This is a genomic window from Pseudomonas sp. CFII68 (assembly GCF_000416195.1).
Classification (GTDB): Bacteria; Pseudomonadota; Gammaproteobacteria; order Pseudomonadales; family Pseudomonadaceae; genus Aquipseudomonas; species Aquipseudomonas kilonensis.
In genome coordinates, this window is record NZ_ATLN01000092.1 from 90,625 (window position 1) to 110,517 (window position 19,893).

At 59.6% G+C, this 19,893-nt stretch carries 18 protein-coding genes, 1 tRNA gene and 1 pseudogene; 10 read left to right on the plus strand and 10 right to left on the minus strand.

Annotated features, from left to right (window positions below):
* Window positions 1-45 precede the first annotated feature (45 nt).
* The 6 genes from CFII68_RS12260 to CFII68_RS12235 all read right to left on the minus strand — a co-directional run bounded on the left by CFII68_RS12260 (window position 46) and on the right by CFII68_RS12235 (window position 7,106).
* Window positions 46-1,626: an ABC transporter ATP-binding protein gene (locus CFII68_RS12260; RefSeq protein WP_018608047.1), complete on the minus strand. Its 1,581-nt coding sequence runs from the start codon at window positions 1,624-1,626 to the stop codon at window positions 46-48.
* A 25-nt stretch (window positions 1,627-1,651) separates the two neighbouring features.
* Window positions 1,652-2,674: an ABC transporter permease gene (locus CFII68_RS12255; RefSeq protein WP_018608049.1), complete on the minus strand. Its 1,023-nt coding sequence runs from the start codon at window positions 2,672-2,674 to the stop codon at window positions 1,652-1,654.
* The gene (locus CFII68_RS12250; protein WP_018608051.1) at window positions 2,674-3,732 is read right to left on the minus strand and encodes a microcin C ABC transporter permease YejB; all 1,059 of its coding nucleotides are present in this window, start codon (window positions 3,730-3,732) and stop codon (window positions 2,674-2,676) included. Before CFII68_RS12250 ends, CFII68_RS12255 begins: the two co-directional genes overlap by 1 nt.
* Complete coding sequence (locus tag CFII68_RS12245) at window positions 3,732-5,600, minus strand: extracellular solute-binding protein (RefSeq protein WP_018608053.1); 1,869 nt, start codon at window positions 5,598-5,600, stop codon at window positions 3,732-3,734. The genes CFII68_RS12250 and CFII68_RS12245 overlap by 1 nt, the downstream gene beginning before the upstream one ends.
* 258 nt (window positions 5,601-5,858) lie before the next feature.
* Entirely contained in the window at window positions 5,859-6,140 is a 282-nt protein-coding gene (locus CFII68_RS12240) for a peptidylprolyl isomerase (RefSeq protein ID WP_003200262.1), read from the minus strand.
* A 96-nt stretch (window positions 6,141-6,236) separates the two neighbouring features.
* Window positions 6,237-7,106 (minus strand): triacylglycerol lipase, encoded by an 870-nt coding sequence (locus CFII68_RS12235; protein WP_018608056.1) that lies wholly within the window; start codon window positions 7,104-7,106, stop codon window positions 6,237-6,239.
* A gap of 410 nt (window positions 7,107-7,516) precedes the next feature.
* Between CFII68_RS12235 and CFII68_RS12230 the strand changes: the two genes are divergently transcribed.
* Complete coding sequence (locus tag CFII68_RS12230; RefSeq protein WP_018608058.1) at window positions 7,517-8,491, plus strand: hypothetical protein; 975 nt, start codon at window positions 7,517-7,519, stop codon at window positions 8,489-8,491.
* A gap of 273 nt (window positions 8,492-8,764) precedes the next feature.
* Here the strand turns inward: CFII68_RS12230 and CFII68_RS12225 are convergent, their stop codons facing one another.
* Together CFII68_RS12225 and CFII68_RS27710 are read right to left on the minus strand one after the other, a co-directional pair.
* Window positions 8,765-9,835 (minus strand): 3-deoxy-7-phosphoheptulonate synthase, encoded by a 1,071-nt coding sequence (locus CFII68_RS12225; RefSeq protein ID WP_018608060.1) that lies wholly within the window; start codon window positions 9,833-9,835, stop codon window positions 8,765-8,767.
* A gap of 47 nt (window positions 9,836-9,882) precedes the next feature.
* Window positions 9,883-10,035 carry a hypothetical protein gene (locus CFII68_RS27710; RefSeq protein WP_003200270.1) on the minus strand — a complete coding sequence of 51 codons (153 nt, stop codon included), beginning with the start codon at window positions 10,033-10,035 and terminating at the stop codon, window positions 9,883-9,885.
* 416 nt (window positions 10,036-10,451) lie between these two features.
* Here CFII68_RS27710 and CFII68_RS12220 point away from each other — a divergent pair, with 416 nt between their 5' ends.
* From CFII68_RS12220 to CFII68_RS12195, 6 genes are all read left to right on the plus strand, one after another.
* A complete protein-coding gene (locus CFII68_RS12220) occupies window positions 10,452-11,210 on the plus strand; it encodes a carbon-nitrogen hydrolase family protein (RefSeq protein WP_018608062.1) in 759 nt (252 codons plus the stop codon).
* 10 nt (window positions 11,211-11,220) lie between these two features.
* Window positions 11,221-11,655, plus strand: coding sequence for an N-acetyltransferase (locus CFII68_RS12215; RefSeq protein WP_018608064.1), 435 nt, complete (start codon window positions 11,221-11,223; stop codon window positions 11,653-11,655).
* 126 nt (window positions 11,656-11,781) lie between these two features.
* Window positions 11,782-12,423, plus strand: a complete 642-nt coding sequence (gene uvrY / locus CFII68_RS12210; protein ID WP_003200277.1) for a UvrY/SirA/GacA family response regulator transcription factor — start codon at window positions 11,782-11,784, stop codon at window positions 12,421-12,423.
* 2 nt (window positions 12,424-12,425) lie between these two features.
* On the plus strand, window positions 12,426-14,249 hold the full coding sequence (gene uvrC / locus CFII68_RS12205; RefSeq protein WP_018608068.1) for an excinuclease ABC subunit UvrC: 1,824 nt from the start codon (window positions 12,426-12,428) through the stop codon (window positions 14,247-14,249).
* Between the two features lie 32 nt (window positions 14,250-14,281).
* Complete coding sequence (gene pgsA / locus CFII68_RS12200; RefSeq protein WP_018608070.1) at window positions 14,282-14,842, plus strand: CDP-diacylglycerol--glycerol-3-phosphate 3-phosphatidyltransferase; 561 nt, start codon at window positions 14,282-14,284, stop codon at window positions 14,840-14,842.
* Between the two features lie 63 nt (window positions 14,843-14,905).
* Window positions 14,906-14,981, plus strand: a tRNA-Gly gene (locus CFII68_RS12195).
* 101 nt (window positions 14,982-15,082) lie between these two features.
* On the opposite strand, the gene CFII68_RS26855 is transcribed toward CFII68_RS12195, so the two are convergent.
* Window positions 15,083-15,421 (minus strand): hypothetical protein, encoded by a 339-nt coding sequence (locus tag CFII68_RS26855; RefSeq protein WP_074849649.1) that lies wholly within the window; start codon window positions 15,419-15,421, stop codon window positions 15,083-15,085.
* A 345-nt stretch (window positions 15,422-15,766) separates the two neighbouring features.
* Between CFII68_RS26855 and CFII68_RS0126030 the strand changes: the two are divergent.
* A pseudogene (locus tag CFII68_RS0126030) lies at window positions 15,767-16,042 on the plus strand (transposase); the annotation flags it as partial.
* Window positions 16,043-16,089: 47 nt separating this feature from the next.
* Here CFII68_RS0126030 and CFII68_RS12190 read toward each other — a convergent pair.
* Window positions 16,090-17,211, minus strand: coding sequence for a hypothetical protein (locus CFII68_RS12190; protein WP_018608072.1), 1,122 nt, complete (start codon window positions 17,209-17,211; stop codon window positions 16,090-16,092).
* Window positions 17,212-17,568: 357 nt separating this feature from the next.
* Between CFII68_RS12190 and CFII68_RS12185 the strand changes: the two genes are divergently transcribed.
* Both CFII68_RS12185 and CFII68_RS12180 read left to right on the plus strand, forming a co-directional pair.
* A complete protein-coding gene (locus tag CFII68_RS12185; protein WP_018608074.1) occupies window positions 17,569-18,171 on the plus strand; it encodes a hypothetical protein in 603 nt (200 codons plus the stop codon).
* Window positions 18,168-19,883: an alkaline phosphatase D family protein gene (locus tag CFII68_RS12180; RefSeq protein ID WP_018608075.1), complete on the plus strand. Its 1,716-nt coding sequence runs from the start codon at window positions 18,168-18,170 to the stop codon at window positions 19,881-19,883. The genes CFII68_RS12185 and CFII68_RS12180 overlap by 4 nt, the downstream gene beginning before the upstream one ends.
* Window positions 19,884-19,893 lie beyond the last annotated feature (10 nt).

A 19,893-nucleotide genomic window follows, 5' to 3' on the forward strand; every position in this document is an offset into this window, starting at 1 on the left:
GCTTGCTCGCGAAGGCCGCGACGCGGTCCAACTGCATAACGCCGATTATGCCCACCCCGGATGCGCCGCCGCCAACAGCTCCTTCGTATAAGGATGCTGGGGCGCGTCGAACACGTCATGACTGGCGCCTTGCTCGACCACTTTGCCGTCCTTGATCACGATCATGTCGTGGGCCAAGGCGCGGACCACCGCCAGGTCGTGGCTGATGAACAGGTAGGTCAAGTCGTACTTCTCCTGGAGCTGACGGAGCAGGGCGACGACTTGTTTCTGCACGGTGCGGTCCAGTGCCGAGGTGGGTTCGTCCAGCAAAATCAACGCTGGCTTGAGCACCAAGGCCCGGGCAATGGCGATGCGCTGGCGCTGGCCGCCGGAGAACTCGTGGGGGTAGCGATGACGGGTCGAAGGGTCGAGGCCGACCTCCTTGAGGGCCTGGATCACCCGGGCTTCACACTGTTCGGCGCTGGAAGGCTGGTGGACCTCCAGGCCCTCGCTGATGATCTGCTGCACCGACATGCGCGGGCTGAGGCTGCCGAACGGGTCCTGGAACACCACCTGCATCTGCTTGCGCCATGGCCGTAGTGCCTTGTGCGACAGCTGATCGAGGGCCTGGCCCTGGAAGTGGATGCTGCCTTCGGAGTCGATCAGCCGCAGGATCGCCTGGCCGAGCGTGGACTTGCCGGAACCGGATTCGCCGACGATGCCCAGGGTCTTGCCGCGCTGGATGCTCAGGCTGATACCGTCCACGGCGCGCAAGTATTCCTTGCGCCGGAACAGCCCGCCGCCCAAGGGAAAACTCACGCGCAGGTCCTGCACCTGCAACACGTTTTCGCGCTCGTCCCGGGGCAGCGCTTCGCCTTCCGGTTCGGCGTGCAGCAACTCGCAGCTGTAGGGGTGTTTCGGTGCACTGAACAGGGTTTCGCAAGGCGCCTGTTCGACGATTTCTCCCGCCTTCATCACGCATACCCGTTGGGCGATGCTGCGCACCAGGTTGAGGTCGTGGCTGATCAGCAGCAAGGACATGCCGAGCCGTTGCTGCAAGGACTTGAGCAACAGCAAAATCTTGCGTTGCACGGTCACGTCCAGCGCCGTGGTCGGTTCGTCGGCAATCAACAGCTCCGGCTCGCAGGCCAGGGCCATGGCGATCATCACCCGTTGCCGCTGGCCGCCCGACAGTTGGTGGGGATAGGCCTTGAGGCGTTCGGCAGGTTTCTGGATACCCACCAGGGCCAGCAGTTCGAGGATGCGCTGGCGCGCCGCTTTGCCGCCCAGGCCCCGGTGCAGCATCAGGGTTTCACCGATCTGCTTCTCGACGCTGTGCAGCGGGTTCAGCGAGGTCATCGGCTCCTGGAAGATCATCGCGATGCGGTTGCCGCGCAACTCCCGCAGGGTCTTGGCCTCGGCGCCCAGCAGTTCCTGGCCGCGGTAGCGAATGCTGCCGGTGGCGCGGGCTTCTGTCTCGGGCAGCAATTGCAGGATCGAGTGGGCCGTCACTGACTTGCCGGAGCCGGACTCGCCGACCAGGGCCAGGCACTCGCCGGGGCGGATGTCCAGGCACAGGTTGCGCACCACCGTCTGGTCGTTGAAGGCCACGCTCAGGTCGCGGATTTCGATCAGGTTGTCGCTCATCTCAAGGTTCTGCTTCATGGCCGTTTCATGATCGTGGGTCGAATGCGTCTCGCAACGCCTCGCCGATAAACACCAGTAGAGAAAGAATCAGCGCCAGGGTGAAAAACGCCGTCAGCCCCAGCCACGGCGCTTGCAGGTTTTGCTTGCCCTGGGCGATCAGTTCCCCCAGCGACGCGCTGCCGGCCGGCATGCCGAAGCCGAGGAAATCCAGGGCGGTGAGGGTGGAGATCGCCCCGGTGAGGATGAAGGGCAGATAGCTCAGGGTGGCGTTCATCGCGTTGGGCAGGATATGCCGCACGATCACCTTGCGGTCCGACAAACCCAGGGCCCGGGCGGCTTTCACGTATTCCAGGTTGCGCCCGCGCAGGAACTCGGCGCGGACCACGTCCACCAGGGCCAGCCAGGAAAACAGCGCCATGATCCCCAGCAACCACCAGAAATTCGGCTCCACGAAGCCGGACAAGATGATCAGCAGGTAGAGCACCGGCAGCCCGGACCAGACTTCCAGCAAGCGTTGCCCGAGCAAATCCACCCAGCCACCGTAATACCCCTGCAATGCACCGGCGGCGATACCGATCAGCGCGCTGATGGCGGTCAGGGCCAGGGCGAACAGGATCGACACCCGCGCACCGAAGATCACCCGGGCCAGCACGTCCCGGGACTGGTCATCGGTGCCCAGCCAGTTCACGGTCGAGGGTGGGCTCGGGGCCGGTTGGTTGAGGTCGTAATTGGGTGTGTCGTCGCTGAACGGGATCGGTGGGAACCACAGCCAGCCGCCGTCCTTGTGAATCAGGTTCTGCACGTAGCTGCTGCGGTAGTCGGCCTGGAACGGCAGCTGCCCACCAAATTCCTGTTCGGTATGGCGCTTGAACACCGGGAAATACAGCGAACCCTGGTAGCTGACCACCAGCGGCTTGTCATTGGCGATCAACTCGCCGCCCAGGCTCAGGATGAACAGGCCGATGAACAGCCACAGCGACCACCAGCCCCGGCGATTTTTCTTGAAACGTTCGAAGCGCCGGCGGCCCAAGGGGGAAAACTTGAACATCAGGCGTTCCTCGCGGCGAAGTCGATGCGCGGGTCCACCAGGGTGTAGCAGAGGTCGCCGACGAGTTTGATCAGCAGGCCGAACAGCGTAAAGATGAACAACGAGCCGAACACCACCGGATAATCCCGGGAGACCGCGGCCTCGTAGCTCATGCGTCCGAGGCCGTCGAGGGAAAAAATCACCTCGATCAACAAGGAGCCGGCGAAGAACACGCTGATGAACGCCTGGGGAATGCCCGATACCACCAGCAGCATCGCGTTGCGGAACACGTGACCGTACAGCACCCGTTGTTCGCTCATGCCCTTGGCCCGCGCGGTGACCACGTACTGGCGGGTGATTTCATTGAGGAACGAGTTCTTGGTCAGGATCGTCAGGGTGGCGAAGCCGCCGATCACCAGCGACGTCACGGGCAGCACCAGGTGCCAGAAGTAGTCGGCGATCTTGCCCAGCGTCGACAGCGACTCGAAGTTATCCGACACCAGCCCGCGCACCGGAAACCAGTTCAGCGAGGTGCCGCCGGCGAACACCACGATCAGGAACATCGCGAAGAGGAACGCCGGCATCGCATAGCCAATGATGATCGCCGTGCTGCTCCACACATCGAATGCCGAGCCGTGACGCACCGCCTTGCGGATGCCCAGGGGGATCGACACCAGGTACGTGATCAGCGTCGCCCAGAGCCCGAGGGAAATGGTCACCGGCATCTTTTCCAGGATCAGGTCGGTGACCGTCGCGCCGCGGAAGAAACTCTTGCCGAAGTCCAGGCGAGCGTAACTGCTGAGCATCAGCCACAGGCGTTCGTGGGCCGGTTTATCGAAGCCGTATTGTTTCTCGATGTCCTTGATCAGTTGCGGATCCAGGCCGCGACTGGCGCGGGAGCTGCCGGTCATGGCATTGCCCGAACCGCCGACACTGGCGCCGCCGATGCCTTGCAGCTGGGCGATGGCCTGTTCCACCGGTCCGCCGGGCGCGGCCTGCACGATGACGAAATTCACCAGCAGGATAATCACCAGCGTGGGGATGATCAGCAGCAGGCGTCGCGCGATATAAGCCCACATCAATGCGGCCCTCCGGGTGTGCCGCGCTTGATGCGTTCGGCGCGCATCTGCTCGTTGGTCAACGGTGTGGTGCTCACTTCCCACCAGCTTTCGATGGCTTCGTCATTACTGGCCTGAACTTTCGGGATGCCGAAGCGGTTCCACCACACGGTCGAACTGCCCGGCGGGTAATAGTTGGGAATCCAGTAGTAATTCCATTGCAGCACCCGGTCCAGTGAACGGGCGTGGTGGAGCATGTCGGCTTTGGTCGTGGCCTTGACCAGGCCGTCGATCAGGGCATCCACCGCCGGGTTCTGCAAGGCCATGTAGTTGTTGGCCCCCGGGTCGTTGGCCGCCGCCGAGCCGAAGTAGTTGTAGAGCTCCATGCCCGGCGATGTGCTGACGGGGTAGCCGGTGATGATCATGTCGTAGTCACGGCTCATCAGGCGATTGACGTACTGGGACGCGTCGATATGGCGGATGCTCATGTCGATGCCGATTTGCGCCAGGGTTCGTTTATAGGGCAGCAGCAGGCGGTCGATACCGTTCTGGCTGTTCAGGAACGTGAAGCTCAGTGGCTCGCCCTCGGCATTCACCAAGCGGTCGCCGTCGGGTTTCCAGCCGGCCTGTTCCAGCAGCGCCAGGGCTTGCAGTTGCTTGTCGCGGATCACGCCGCTGCCGTCGGTTTTCGGGGCCTGGAAGACTTGGGTGAAGACTTCGTCGGGAATCTGCCCGCGCAAAGGCTCGAGAATCGCCCGTTCGCCGGCATCGGGCAGTTCCCGGGCGGCGAGTTCAGTGTTGGAAAAGTAACTCTGCTGACGCACATAGACGTTGCGCATCATCTGGCGATTGCTCCATTCGAAATCCCAGAGCATCGCCAGGGCCTGGCGCACACGACGATCCTGGAACTGCGGTTTTTGCAGGTTGAAGACGAAACCCTGGGCAGTCTGGGGGGCTTGGGTGGCCAGGTGGGCCTTTTGCAGGCGACCATCCTGCAGGGCCGGGCCGTCATAGCCGATGGCATAGCCGGTGGCGGAGAATTCACGGTTGTAGTCATAGGCGCCGCCGCGCAGCACCTGGCGGGCGACGTCGGTGTCGCCAAAATACTCGATGCTGAAATGGTCGAAATTGTAGAGCCCACGACTGACCGGCAGGTCCTTGCCCCACCAATCGGCATTGCGCTTGAAGGTAATGCTGCGCCCGGAATCGACCTTGCTCACCCGGTAGGGGCCACTGCCCAGCGGGGCCTCGTAGCCGCCGCCGTTGGCGAAGTCGCGGGTCTTCCACCAGTGTTCGGGAAAGACCGGCAGGGTGGCGATGTCCAGGGGCAGGGTACGGCTTTCGTTGTTCTTGAAGTTGAAGCGAACGGTGCGTTCGTCCTCGACCACGACGTCCTTGACCGCCGCGAACTGGGTGCGATAGCGCAGGCTGCCCTGGGTCATCAACAGCTCGAAGCTGTAGCGCACGTCCTGGGCGGTAATGGGTTTGCCATCGGCGAAGCGCGCCTTCGGGTTCAGGTAGAAGCGCAGCGACAGGCCATCGTCGGCTCGCTCCATCTTCTGCGCCACCAGGCCGTAGACGGTATAGGGCTCATCCAGCGAGCGCTGGGCCAGTGGCGAATACAGCATCCCGTCGATCTGGCTGACGCCGATGCCTTTGTCGATATACGGCAGCACATGGTCGAAGTGGCCGATCTCGATGGCCGAGCGGCGCATAGTCCCGCCTTTGGGGGCCTGGGGATTGGTGTAGGCGAAGTGGCCGAAGCCTTCGGCGTATTTGGCCGGTTCGCCATAGACAGTCAGGGCATGTTGCGGTGCTGCATCGGCGCCGACGGCGCCTGTCAGCAGGACCACGGCAGTCAATAGCAGGGAAGGGAACGCCAGTCGCATTGTCAGCCTTAAAGCCGGGTGATCGATGACACGATTTGTACGCGAGCGGCGCATGAATCGCCAGCCCTTGTGGAGAAGGGATTTATCTGTGGGAGCAAGACCTGTGGGAGCAAGGCTTGCCCGCGATGACCGCGCCACGGTCCAACAGCTAAGCCGCGTTATCGTTCATCGCGGGCAAGCCTTGCTCCCACAGCGGGGATAAATCCCCTCGCCACAATGAATCACATCACCCTTGAGTGAAGGGTATCTGTACCGGGATCAGTCCTGGCGGCTGGTGACTTCCAGCAGGTGGTAGCCGAACTGAGTCTTGACCGGGCCCTGGACCACATTGATCGGTGCGCTGAATACCACGGTGTCGAATTCCTTGACCATCTGGCCCGGGCCGAACGAACCCAGGTCGCCGCCCTGACGGCTGGACGGGCAGGAGGAGTTGGCCTTGGCGACTTCGGCGAAATCAGCGCCAGCTTCGATCTGGGCCTTGAGTTCGTTGCACTTGTCTTCGGTGGAAACCAGGATGTGGCGGGCAGTGGCTTTAGCCATGGGGCAAATTCCTTTCGATGTAGTTAAAGGTGTTGAGCCTACCGGATTCATTGACGGGTTGTTGTCAAAATTGCGTCAAAACCTTGGACCCGGCGATCAAAGGCCGGCTTTGCGCAGGCGCTCGGCGTGGCGCAGGTAAAGCTCTGTGGGGTCTGTACCCTTGCGTGATATGCCGGCTCCTGGGCTGATGGCCTCCATATGGTCCATTGGATAGTCGGAGCGAATGACCTTGCCCAGGTGCGAACTGAAGCGTCCGACCAGGCCGTCGTTCTGCTCGGCTTCGGTGATGAAGTAGTCGGAAAAGGCGCGGCAGAAACCCTGCAAAGGCTCCGATGCTTGCCCCGTAGCCTCGCGCAACGTACCGCTCCATGAGTAGTAGCGCACGCCATTGACCCGGTCCGGGCCGTTCCCACCCCAGTGCTTCGGCAGGCCTTGGGGGTATTTGTCGTTGAAGGTGCCCACACCCTCGGTGGTCAACGTCGCCAGCGCGGCGACGGCGGTGGGCGATAGCTGCGCCTGCCCGTCAAGCAGCGAGATGAAATCGGCGAACAGTGTGGCGACGCCCCTTGCCACATGCCCCGGCAAGCGTCCGGGGGTAAGGGCCTTGTGCAGGAAGTCGGCCAGTTCGGAACCATGGTTGGGACCGCTGACCGACGTGACCGAGGCCACTTTGTCGGGTGCCAGCGCGGCGGCATACCGGGCGGCCAGCGCACCTTGGCTGTGGCCGATCAGGTTGACCCGGGCGGCACCGGTGCCGGCCAGGACCCGATCGATTTGCGCCAGCAGTTGTTCGCCTCTGGCCTCGTTGCAATGGGTGGCCGACAGGTACGGGATGAACACCCGGGCACCGCCTGCGCGTAGGGTTAGTTTGATGCCATGGAAAAGTTCGAAACCGCCGATCCTGTCAAACCCGAACAACCCATGGACCAACAGGATGGGAAATTGAGTGGTTGCATTCCGTTGCATGTTCGTACCTTTTTCGAAGAGGTTCACGATGAATTTGCGACTTCACTCTAATCCAGGCCTGTAATGGACGGTGTAGGAAGAAACCGCGCTGAACCGGGGAAACCGGAATAGAAAAAGTGGGAAGAATGGGAAATAGCCCGGTGCTGGCTAAAGGTGTAGGAGGTCTCCTATAACCCGAGTCGTTTGCAGCTACAGCTTTGAACGCCAGGGACCACCGCCGTTGTCGTCTTGTCTGGCTGTGGGTTTGGCGCGAACGGGTTTTAATGGCTCCATCGAGCGCCGTTATGCAAACGGTGCCTTCATCCAAGGACTGGAGCCTGTACATGATCACTTACCCCTCTCTTCAACGATCCCGTTCAACCTCAGGAGCAAGGCTGCCGCCACCGGTCCTGGCAGCGGCCAGAGACGGGGTGATCGACCCCGCTTGGCGCAAGGCCGTCGTTACCGTCAAGCCTTATCCGATGATGGCGTGCGGGGATGAGGTGCTGCTGCGTTGGCATGGGCTCAACAACGAGGGAGAGCCTTACCGACATGAAGTGGCCGGGTTCGTCACGGAGCGGCAAGTAGGGCGAGACGTCGTGTTCGTCGTGCGCGAACCGCATATCGCCGAGTTGGACGGTGGCTCGCTGGAGCTCTCCTACCAGGTGACGGGCAAACAGTTGCCGGCCACCCTGGTTTCGCAACATCTGCAACTGGACATCGGCGATGTATCACCGCAACTGCTGCCTGCCATTGCCAACGATGCGGTCGGTGGCAGCCTTGATCCGAGTCGGGTACCTGACGGAACGTGGGTGATGATTCGGCCCTACGCCAGGATGGCGGTCGGCGATCGGTTGATCCTGACGGCCAGCAAGGACTCCAACGCGCTTTGGCGCGATGTGCTGGAGATAGAAGCCCATGCTGTCGGTCGTGAGGTATCGCTCTGGGTCGATCATTCGCTGATCGCTCCCCATGTAGGGCACAACCTGGCCTTGGCCTATGTCGTCAGGCGCGGACATTCGGTGCGCCGTGCCGAGCCCTTGTCGGTGCACATCGGTCCTCTGCTGCGTCCTGCGTTGAAGGCGCCCAGGATCCGGGAGATGAACGACGGGTGGCTGGATGTCGACGATTTGCAAGAGGGGGTGACGATTGTCGTCGATGATCCCGGGCTTGAGGCGGGCGAGTTGGTCTGGTTGCAGTGCAACGGAAACTCGTCTTATGTCCTTGAACGCGAAATCACCGAGGCCACGGCGGGCCAACCGCTCGCTTTTGTGATTCCTGCGGTGTATTGGCAGGATCAAGGCGACAGGTCGGTGGACGTGTTCTATCAGGTCGAGCGCCTGGATGACGTCAGCCAGCGTTCCGAGTGGGTGACGGTCCAGGTTCGTTCCAGTGCGCCAGGCTGAGCGAGGCGCTCCCAGAGAAGATAATGCTGTTCACTTGGGAGGGGCGATAGATCTGTGGCGAGAGAGCCTGCTCCCGCTGGTCGCTGTAGGAGCTGTCGAGCGAAGCGAGGCTGCGATCTTTTGATCTTTCGCTCCAGACTCAATTGGCAATGGAAAGATCGCAGCCTCGTTTCACTCGACAGCTCCTACAGCGCAGCCCAACGGGAGCAAGTGCTCACCACAATGATCCAGACAAGCCACAGTATTTATCCCAGAAGAGGGCGCATTCGGACCTCAGGCTGGCAATCGCAGCTTGCGATGGGCTTCGCGCAGCAATAGCTCGGTGGACTCCCAGCCCAGGCAACCGTCGGTGACCGAGACGCCGTAGCGCATCGATGGGCTCAGCGGTTGGCAGCCTTCGAACAGATGGCTTTCGAGCATCATGCCGATCAGGGCGCGGTTCCCTTGCAGCCGTTGTTCCAGCACGTCGTTGAACACCTGCGGTTGGCGCAGCGGGTCTTTGCCGCTGTTGGCGTGGCTGCAGTCCACCATGATCCTGGCCGGTATCTTGAGGCGGGTCAGGTCGTGGTGTATCTGCGTGACGCTCTGCTGGTCGTAGTTCGGCCCGCGATGGCCGCCGCGTAGCACCAGGTGGGTGTCGGGGTTGCCCGGCGTCTGGATGATCGCTGGATGCCCCTGGCTATCCACGCCGAAATGCCGATGGGGATGGGCGGCAGAGCGCATGGCATCGCAGGCAATGCCGACCCCGCCGTCCGTGCCGTTCTTGAACCCCACGGGCATGCCCAGGCCGCTGGCCATTTCCCGATGGATCTGCGATTCGGTGGTGCGTGCACCGATGGCGACCCAACTGAGCAGGTCATCGAAGTAGCTGGCGGCCATGGGTTGCAACAGTTCGGTGGCGACGGGCAAGCCCAGTTGCAATATTTCGCGCATCAGTTCCCGGGACAGGGTCAGGCCGGCAGCCATGTCATCGCTGCCATCCAGGCCAGGATCGTAGGCCAGGCCTTTCCAGCCTACGGTCGTGCGGGGCTTTTCCACGTAGGCGCGCATGACCAGCAGCATGCTGTCGCTCACTTCATGGGCCACGCGAGCCAGGTTGGCGGCGTATTCGAGGGCGGATTTCGGGTCGTGGATCGAGCAGGGGCCAACGATGACCAGCAGGCGGGAGTCCTCACCCTCGAGGATCGCGCGGATGGCCTGGCGATGGGCGCTCACTTGATGGCTCAACGCGGTGCTGAGCGGCAATTGGTGCTTGAGTTGCAACGAGCTCGGCAGACGCAGGGTCAGGGCTTCGTTGGCAGGGTTGAGCGTGGACAGCGGCAAAGCGGAGACGGACGAATTCATGATTTGGCTTCCTGGACGGGCAGCGGGTTCATTCCCGCGCGCCGGTCCTAGTGGGGTGTTCGACAATTGGCCGGATTGGCCCGCAATTGAGGCTTGCCACCGGTAGGTGACCGATCGGAGGCGGCAGGCTGTCCCGAGCGGTGGCTGGTAAATCGCCAGGCGGAAAAACTGTCGTAACGGTAATAAGTGGCGTAGTTCATGGCTCAATCCTCAAGTTGTCTGGTGCTGCAAATGTGTGGGGCCTGAAAAAACAAAACCCCCGGTCGGGAGGCCGACCGGGGGTTTGGAAAACTCTGGAAGGCGACCCGTTTAAAGTGGGCGCCGGTTGGGTATCAGGCGCGCCAGTGGCTAAACCAATACCCAAAATAAAAGCTGACCGGAGTTTGAACGCTGTTCGCCCGGGCAGCCGCAACCGAGCGCGGGGCGCTGGCGGTTTGAAGCGGTGAGAGGGCGTTGAACATGGTCTGTCTCCGATGAATGGCCCTGAGCTTACTTGAGGACGGGGCGCCGGTTCAATCAGAAAATTCTATCGAGGGCATGCAATGGTTCACCCCGGCTTGAGTCCGCTGGGCTTTATGACAAACTTCAGGTTTGCAGCGCCTCCCAAGGATGACTCATGACCGCTCCAGCCTTCGCCGCCGCCCAGTCGATCTCCATCGCGGGGGACGTTCACGCCAACCTTCTGCGTCATCAGCATTTCATGCAGGCGGCCGCTGAGCAGGGCGTGCAGTTGCTAGTGTTTCCTGAGCTGTCGCTCACCGGCTACGAGCGCGGCCTGGCGGCGGATCTGGCCATCCTGCCGGAGGATGGCGTATTGCAACCGCTGCGCGACTTGGCCCGCGAGCTTGGCCTGACAGCGGTGGTGGGCATGCCCATTCGACTGTCGGCCGACGCTCCGGTGTTGATCGGCGCGTTGGTCCTCGGTGCCGATGGCTCCCTCGGGGTGTACAGCAAGCAGCATCTGCATCCGGGGGAAGAAGTCGCCTTCGCCCCGGGGCATGGCGGCTCGATGCTGACGATGGGGCAGGACCGCATCGCGCTGGCGGTGTGTGCCGATTTCTCCCACGCCAGCCATGCTGCCGCGGCAGCCGGGCAGGGCGCTACGCTGTATGCAGCAGGCGTGTTGATTACCGAAGGTGGCTACGTGCCCGATACGACGTTGTTGCAAGGCTATGCCCGGCAGCATGCCATGACTGTGCTGATGGCTAATCATGGCGGCGCTACTGGCGGTTGGGAGTCGGCTGGCCGCAGCGCCATCTGGGGCTCGGACGGTGCGCTGCTCGCGGCGGCGTCGGGTACGGGCGAGTTGTTAGTGATCGCTCGTCGCGACGCCAACGGCTGGGCCGGGCAAGTCGTGCCGGTGGCAGTGCTTTAATGAGGTATTCATGAGCTTCGAGTGGCGTGCCGCAACGAGCGAGGACATCGACTTCGCCCGGCAGCTGACCTGCGACAACATGCTTCCTTACTACCTCAGGCATGATTTGCTCTGGCAGGACGAAGCATTCGATCTGGCCTGGATCATTCGTCAGAACTGGATAATCAGTCGTGCCGGCCAGGCGCTGGGTTTTGTCAGTCTCAGTCGTGACGCCCGGGCGTTGTATATCCGGGAGCTGCAGATCGACGCGTCGTTTCGCGGGCAGGGCGCCGGGACCTGGACGATCGGACAGGTTTGGGGCCTGGTGGGGGTGGAGCGTCGCCCGGCGCTGCGCCTGACGGTGTTCAAGGATAATCCGGCCAGGGCGTTGTACGAACGCATGGGCCTGCACGTCGTGGGCGAGGACGAGTGTTTCCTGAGGATGCAGCGAGACGCCGGTGCTTGAAGCCTCGCGCGTTATCTCAATAAAGACGTGTTGTAACTTTTATCTGTCCCTTTGCGCTAGGTCTGCCGGACGCTTTTTGCTAAGGTGTTGTGCAACCCAAATAAGACCAAATCGTGAGGTGTCTGCTTGATTAGGGTGTTAGTGGTCGATGACCATGATCTCGTCCGTACGGGCATTACACGAATGCTGGCTGACATAGACGGCCTGCAGGTAGTTGGCCAAGCTGAATCCGGGGAAGAATCCCTGATCAAGGCGCGTGAATTGAAGCCCGACGTGGTGTTGATGGACGTCAAGATGCCTGGCATCGGCGGCCTTGAGGCCACGCGCAAGCTGCTGCGCAGTCACCCGGACATCAAGGTGGTCGCGGTGACCGTGTGCGAAGAGGATCCGTTTCCCACCCGGCTGTTGCAGGCGGGCGCGGCGGGCTACCTCACCAAGGGTGCTGGCTTGAACGAGATGGTCCAGGCCATTCGTCTGGTTTTTGCCGGGCAACGCTACATCAGCCCGCAAATCGCCCAGCAATTGGCGATCAAGTCGTTCCAGCCAACCAACGATTCTCCCTTCGATGCGCTGTCGGAGCGGGAAATCCAGATTGCCCTGATGATTGTCGGTTGCCAGAAGGTGCAGATCATCTCCGACAAGCTGTGCCTGTCGCCAAAAACCGTCAACACCTACCGCTATCGTATCTTCGAGAAGCTTTCGATCAGCAGTGACGTCGAATTGACACTGTTGGCGGTGCGCCACGGCATGGTCGATGCCAGCGCCTGAAAATGACTGATTTGTTTGATCCAAGCGCGTTCCTGTCCACTTGCAGCGGTCGCCCCGGCGTGTACCGCATGTTCGACGGCGACGCACGCCTGCTGTATGTCGGCAAGGCCAAGAACCTCAAGAAGCGCCTGGCCAGTTACTTTCGCAAGACCGGCCTCGCCCCGAAGACTGCCGCCCTGGTGGGGCGCATCGCGCAAATCGAAACGACGATCACCGCCAATGAAACCGAGGCGCTGCTGCTCGAGCAGACGCTGATCAAGGAATGGCGCCCGCCGTACAACATCCTGTTGCGCGACGACAAATCCTACCCGTATGTGTTTCTGTCCGACGGGGCCTTTCCGCGCCTGAGCATTCATCGGGGTGCCAAAAAGGCCAAGGGTCGCTATTTCGGTCCTTATCCCAGCGCCGGGGCGATTCGTGAGAGCCTCAGCCTGCTGCAGAAGACCTTTTTCGTTCGCCAGTGTGAAGACAGCTACTACAAGAACCGCACCCGGCCCTGCCTGCAATACCAGATCAAGCGCTGCAAGGCGCCTTGCGTGGGATTCGTCGAGCCGCAGGTCTATGCCGAAGACGTGCGTCACTCGGTGATGTTCCTGGAAGGCCGCAGCAATGCGCTGACCGATGAACTGTCGGCAGCCATGGAAGACGCGGCGGTCAACCTTGAGTTCGAACGGGCTGCCGAGCTGCGCGACCAGATTGGCCTGCTGCGCCGCGTGCAGGACCAGCAAAGCATGGAAGGGGGCAGCGGTGATGTCGATGTGATCGCCGCGTTCATCAATCCGGGCGGCGCCTGCGTGCATTTGATCAGCGTGCGGGGCGGTCGTGTGCTGGGTAGCAAGAACTTCTTTCCCCAAGTGGGTATCGAGGAGGACGTGGCCGAGGTCATGGCGGCGTTTCTGGGCCAGTACTACATCAGCAGTCCGGAACGCGACTTGCCTGCCGAGTTGATCGTCAACGTGGTCCACGAGGATTTCCCGGCCCTGATCGAAGCCATCGACAAGCTTCGCGGTCGTGAACTGACCATCAGCCACCGCGTTCGTGGCACCCGTGCCCGTTGGCAGCAACTGGCCGTGACCAACGCCGAACAGGCCCTGGGCGCGCGCCTGGCCAACCGTCAGCACGTGGCGGCGCGGTTCGATGCCCTGGCCGATGTCCTTAACCTGGACGAGCCGCCGCAGCGGCTGGAGTGCTACGACATCAGCCATTCCAGTGGCGAGGCAACGGTGGCGTCCTGCGTGGTGTTCGGCCCGGAAGGCCCGATCAAGTCCGATTACCGCCGTTACAACATCGAAGGTGTCACGCCTGGTGATGACTACGCGGCCATGCACCAGGCATTGATGCGCCGCTTCGGCAAGCTGAAGGACGGGGAGGGCAAGTTGCCGGACATCTTGCTAGTGGACGGCGGCAAGGGCCAATTGTCCATGGCCCGCGATGTGCTCAATGAGCTGATGGTCCCCGACCTGATCCTGCTGGGCGTGGCCAAGGGCGCGACGCGCAAGGCCGGCTTCGAGACCTTGTACCTGAACGACGCTGCCCATGAGTTCACCCTCAAGGGCGATTCGCCAGCGTTGCACCTGATCCAGCAGATCCGTGACGAAGCCCACCGTTTCGCCATCACCGGACACCGTGCCCGCCGTGGCAAGACGCGCCGTACGTCTACACTGGAAGGTGTGGCAGGCGTCGGCCCGACGCGCCGTCGCGACTTGTTGAAACATTTTGGTGGATTGCAGGAACTGTCTCGTGCCAGCATCGAGGAGATAGCCAAAGCACCCGGTATCAGTAAAAAGCTCGCTGAGTCGATTTATGCAAACCTGCACAGCGAGTAGAATGCCCGTCAACCTTGTAGCCAGTTGTGCCGATGAATATCCCAAATCTGATTACCGTTCTACGCGTCCTGCTCATTCCGATCTTCATTTTGCTGTTCTATTTGCCGTACCACTGGAGCTACGTGGCCTCCGCCTCGGTCTTTGCCTTCGCCGCCGCGACGGACTGGCTGGATGGTTACCTGGCGCGACGCCTGGAGCAGAGCACGCCGTTCGGTGCCTTCCTCGACCCGGTGGCCGACAAGCTGATGGTCGCAGTGGCCTTGGTGCTGCTGGTACAGGAACACGGCAACCTCTGGCTCACCTTGCCAGCGGCGGTGATCATCGGCCGCGAAATTGTCGTCTCGGCGCTGCGTGAGTGGATGGCCGAGCTGGGCGCCCGCGCCCAGGTCGCCGTGTCGAACCTCGGCAAATGGAAAACCGCCGCGCAGATGCTGGCGCTGGTGATCCTGCTGGCCAACCCTTCGGACTTCAGTTTCTGGGTGCTGTTGGGCTATGCGCTGTTGCTGGTTTCCGCCGGCCTGACGCTGTGGTCGATGGTCCAATACCTACGCGCCGCCTGGCCGCATCTGCGGACGGATGTAGAGCCGAAATAAAACTTTTTTGAATCAAGGGGTTGACGGCGTAATCTGAATCTATAGAATGCGCCACACCAAGACGCGGGAATAGCTCAGTTGGTAGAGCACGACCTTGCCAAGGTCGGGGTCGCGAGTTCGAGTCTCGTTTCCCGCTCCAAGATTCAGAAAAAAAGCCACTCAGATGAGTGGCTTTTTTTTTGTCTGAAATTTATGTGCTGAGGTGTGAGTCGTTTCTCGTCTATCGTGGCCTCTCGAATCTCAACCTAGGTCAGGATCTAGGGAATCTGCTTTTAAAGTTTTAACTACGTCCTTCGGGTTTGCTTTGTAGCATTCAATCATATGGTTGCAATAATCACCGACGGTGTAAATTGTTAATTTTCCAGCAATTATCGATTTGTATTTTTCTCTGGTGCATACGTCCAGTATGTCACCTTCGATTACATCGTATTCATTTTTTCTGAATAAACCAGGAGGGCGAGTGGCTTTGAGGTCGCGTCCAAATACTGAACTTTCATTAAAGGTATCTATAGGGGTGTTAAATATACTGGCAACTCGTTGCGTGGCAAGCTTGCGAATGGTTTTATCTTGATTTTTCATGTTTTAACTCATGTGTAGTCGACCCCGTTGCCTGCGAATCTCTGTCGTGTGACGCATTGCGGCCGATATAGGCATGCAACCTACCAGAATTATCGTCGCGTTCGTGCGGACTCCAGCAAAGTATTAGTAGCACTCTGCCGAACAATCCTGCAATGTTTTCCATCGCTGCATTATGAATGCATGTATTGGGGTTTAATGTAATGCTGTTCAGGTCGTCATCTGAGACAGTCGTGTCGATATACTGTATCGCCCAATTCTGAAAGTCAGGATGTGTTTTTGCTAATGGGATAAATGTATATCAGTAATGCCCAACTGCTGGATAATGTAAGCATTCCCTCAAGATAACGTTGCCGCCCACGCAAACGCTGCAATGGGTTGCTTACCGACGAGGGTTACGGCATTGAAGCACTGCGTCGATATTGCGATCAGTATCGAACGCAACTCGCCATCCCGCTGCGCTCGATGAAGCGCAAACCCAGACCCGACCTGTCAAGACTGTTTGATCGGCCCAAGTACCGACAATGCCATATCATCGAACGTATGTTTGGCTGGCTGAAAGAGAACCGCAGGATCATGACGCGCTTCGACAGGCTCGCGAAAAGCTATGCCGCCATGGTTTAACTGGCTTGTTCCATGCGATGTTTGCGATATCTTTTTGCGTATAGAGCCTAAGGCTTGCCTGATGGCGATTGTGTTGAAGATGGATGCCCGAAAGCAGCCGTGATCCTATCCATGAAATTCAATACCAAGTCTACCGAGTACCCGGCAATCAGCGCGATCCCAATCTGAGGTAAGTTGCCCAAGGCGTCCGTCTTCGAAGGGGCGATCAACACCAGAGACGCGACGCCCAGGATCGGTCCGAGGGCCAATCGCGCTGATCCAAGCAGGCGCCGTGTCCAGGTGAACGTGAAGGTCTCCAGTTGTGAACTGACGGAGCGCAACACAAACACGCAGCTACCCAGCAAGCCGTACAACGCTGGCAGGAGCAGGCGATAGAGAATATCGTATTGGTTTTGGGCCTGTTGGCGAGGACGATATTCATCAACAGACTCGCCTAGTGACAATGTGGGGCGCTCGGAAGACTCCATAGGAGGGGCAATATCTTTGGGAGAAGACCTTGTTGTAATGGGCGGCTCATCAAAGAATGTAACCATCCAGAATGTCCTGGAGAAATTCAGCAAGTTGGCGGCGGAAGCGCGTTCCGACTGTATTGCGCGATTTTGCTCATAGGCTGCTACAAAGACAGAGTAGGCGGCGATTTGTTTTGCCTTGGCTTCAGTTGTAACGGGAACGTTGGTTGTAGGGTCCAGTGATTTTATAACCAGTGTCGCATTTTGACTTTCCACCCAGAGTTTCAACACGGTATCAATGGAGGTCTTGTTCTTCGCGACCAGATCATCAAGGCCTTGAATGCGCGAGGAAAGCTGTACCGCCTGAATTTGTGCGCAGAGTATTATCAATAAGGTGGCCATCGACCCCCACGCGACATATTTGCTGGCCCGATTGGTAAACAGACCGATCAATGAACTTCCGGTAACCAGCCCCGTGTCTTGAAGGCTGGCGATGGTCACTGGCCGCACGGCGACGGCCAACTTCGACAGCGACGTCCAAAATGCCGCTTCTTGGTCAAGCGTCAATTCCCCCTTATCGAGCGCCTGCTCTGCGCCAATTACTGCTTTCAAGTCAGCGTCGGCAATCGGAATTCCGGCTTGTGTAGCGAATGCCAACAGAAGCTTGGCTCGCTTGACCGAGTTTGCGAGATGATCGGTTTTAGGGAGCACAATAGGCATGTTTTGCGATCCCCTCTGAAATGAAAACAAGATTATAGACTGTTGCACGAGCGTAACACTGTTCGTTATTTTTATGCCGCGAACAAGAGTCGCTCATAGACTATAAGTCTTTATGGCGCCGAATGGGTCGGTTAATGCTGACGTTAGCACTAGGTCATTTGGGTGTCTAGTTTCAGTTGTTGGTGGGGTGTCAACTAATTTAGTCTCCTTTGTGGCGTTTTCCAGAGTTCTGCAATAACGCTATTTCAATCGATTGCGTTATTTCTTTTTAGAAGCCAGCGCGATATAGCGGTGCCGCGGAAAATAAACTAGCGTGTAATGGCTGCACTGATGTTCGGGATGTCAGGGAGGATGGCGATGCGTCTGGTCATTGCACTGATGCTGCTGTGTCTGGCGGGCTGCGCCAAGGACCTCACTCCCGGCCTGGTGGGTTGCGCCGAAGATCGCTCTCCACGGGAGGACTGTGGTAAAGAGCCCACCGCCAACGAACACAATCTGACCGAGCCGAAGATCACCTACCTCGGCGTAGGCGGCTGGCTACTCAACTGGCACGGCAACGGCCTGTTACTCGCACCGTCCTTCAGCAATCCGAACGTCCCCATCTTTGTTCGCGCGAATGAGCAGCGTATCGCCGATTACCTGCCGGACGTGAAGAACGTAAAAGTCCTCCTGATTGACCATGCGCATTATGACCACTTGCTCGATGTTCCAGTGATCATGCAGCGCTACGCGCCCGACGCGATTGCTTACGGCAACAGAACGGCCGGCCCGGCTTGCTGCCGCGTAAGGCAGGGACTTTGTTCCTCCAGACCACCCAAAGGAGGTGTTTTTCAATCTCAAACAAGAAATCAGGTACTGAACTCGGTCCTCGATGCCCCTCTGCACTTGCTTCGCAATGGTTCGCTCGGACGTGGACGGAAACCGTTGCATAAACCAGCCTGGAAGGATGCCCCTACATGAGTACGCTTCGCGCGCCCGCACTCGGTCCCATCGTGGGACACACTACCTATCGTTCGTGCCGGCTGTGGATTGCCGCCTCGGATTGCCTCGATCGAAAAGAACTCGATGAAGAGGTCCGCTCCATTGGCGTGCTAGGTGTCGTAGGAAAAAACGGCAAGGTAAAGCCGGGCGATATCTTCTATTTTCGCCTGCCCCGCGAATACGACCGTACCGGCACGTTGAATCTGGGCGTAGACAAGTCCCTCTGGAAAGATGCGGCAGAGGAAAAAAAACTGCAGCCTTACACGCTCAATCCCGCCACCACCTACACCGTGCGCATGGCGTCGCTGAATCAGGATGACGCGTATCCCAATGACAGCAATGTAACCAGCGAGGAGATTGCGTCCAAGCTCCCAGACGCGTCCGTATGGGCCGACAAGTTGAATCTCGAAAATGGTTTGGGCGAAGCGTTTGCCGAGGCTACGTTCACCACACAGCCAGCGCCAGGACAAGCCGCATCCCCACTCAGTTTTCTGCTGGGCTCGTGCCGTTATCCAGGTTTGCTATGGAAGCGCAAGGAAGCCGACCGCATCTTTCGCCCCATGCTCAAGCAGCACGAGGCAAGGCCGGTCAACCTGTCACTCATGGCCGGGGATCAGATCTATGCGGACATGTTCAATCGCCTGGTGCCAATCGGCCTGGCGGATACCTACGCGGAGTTTCAGGAGCGCTACCACATTGCGTTCGGGTCCCGGAACATGCGTAAGCTGTTGAGTCGCGTGCCAACCTACATGATCCTGGATGACCATGAAATCGAGGATAACTGGTCGCAGGATCGCCTGCACCAGAGCAATGGTAAAAGGATGCTCTTCAACCTGGCCATTGGTGCCTACATGAGTTACCAGTGGAGTCACGGGCCGCGTTTCACCGACAGCTATGTAAATGATCCGGCGTACGGGGTGCCAGCCTCGCTCAAGCGCATGGGCACCCTGAACCTGTTTTACGACTTCGTTTGCGCCGGCTATCCGTTCTTTGTACTGGACACCCGCACCCAGCGCTTTCTCGCCGACCTGCCGGGGCTGGCCGACAATCACTTACTGGGTCGGCCCTCTCTTGATCCCAACGAACCGAGCCAGTTGGATCGGGTATGCGCGTGGCTGACGCACATGCAGCAAACCCGCGGCAACGTGCCGAAGTTCATCGTATCTTCCAGCGTCTTCCTGCCAAACGGGGTGGACACCTTGCTCAGCGATGAACACAAGGAGAAGGATGACTCCTGGCCGTGCTTTCCCAACACACGCCGGCGGATTCTGCAAACAATGGTGGACGGGAACGTGCAGAACGTGATCTTCCTCTCCGGCGACATCCATTGCTCCAGCGTGGCGCAACTGGAGTTCTCGGCCCCCGCTGCGGCGCTCAAGGCTTATTCCATCGTCTCCTCCGCATTTTATTGGCCGTTTGCTTTCGCCGATGGCGACCCCGCTGGCTACGTCCACAATTCACGCGCTGCGAATACCCAGGATGGCTTTGCCATCAGTCCGGCCCAGGGCATCATGCACTACAGGGCGTGGGGCTTCACCCAGGATGACAATTTCTGCCGAGTCGACGTGGACCCGGTGGCGGCGGAACTGGCCGTGCAGGCCTTCGACGAGGATGGGGATCCGATTGCACGAAGTCACGGAGACGGTCAGATACGCAAGATGCCGGAGAGACTGAAGCTGGCGCCTTGGTGACACGGCGTAC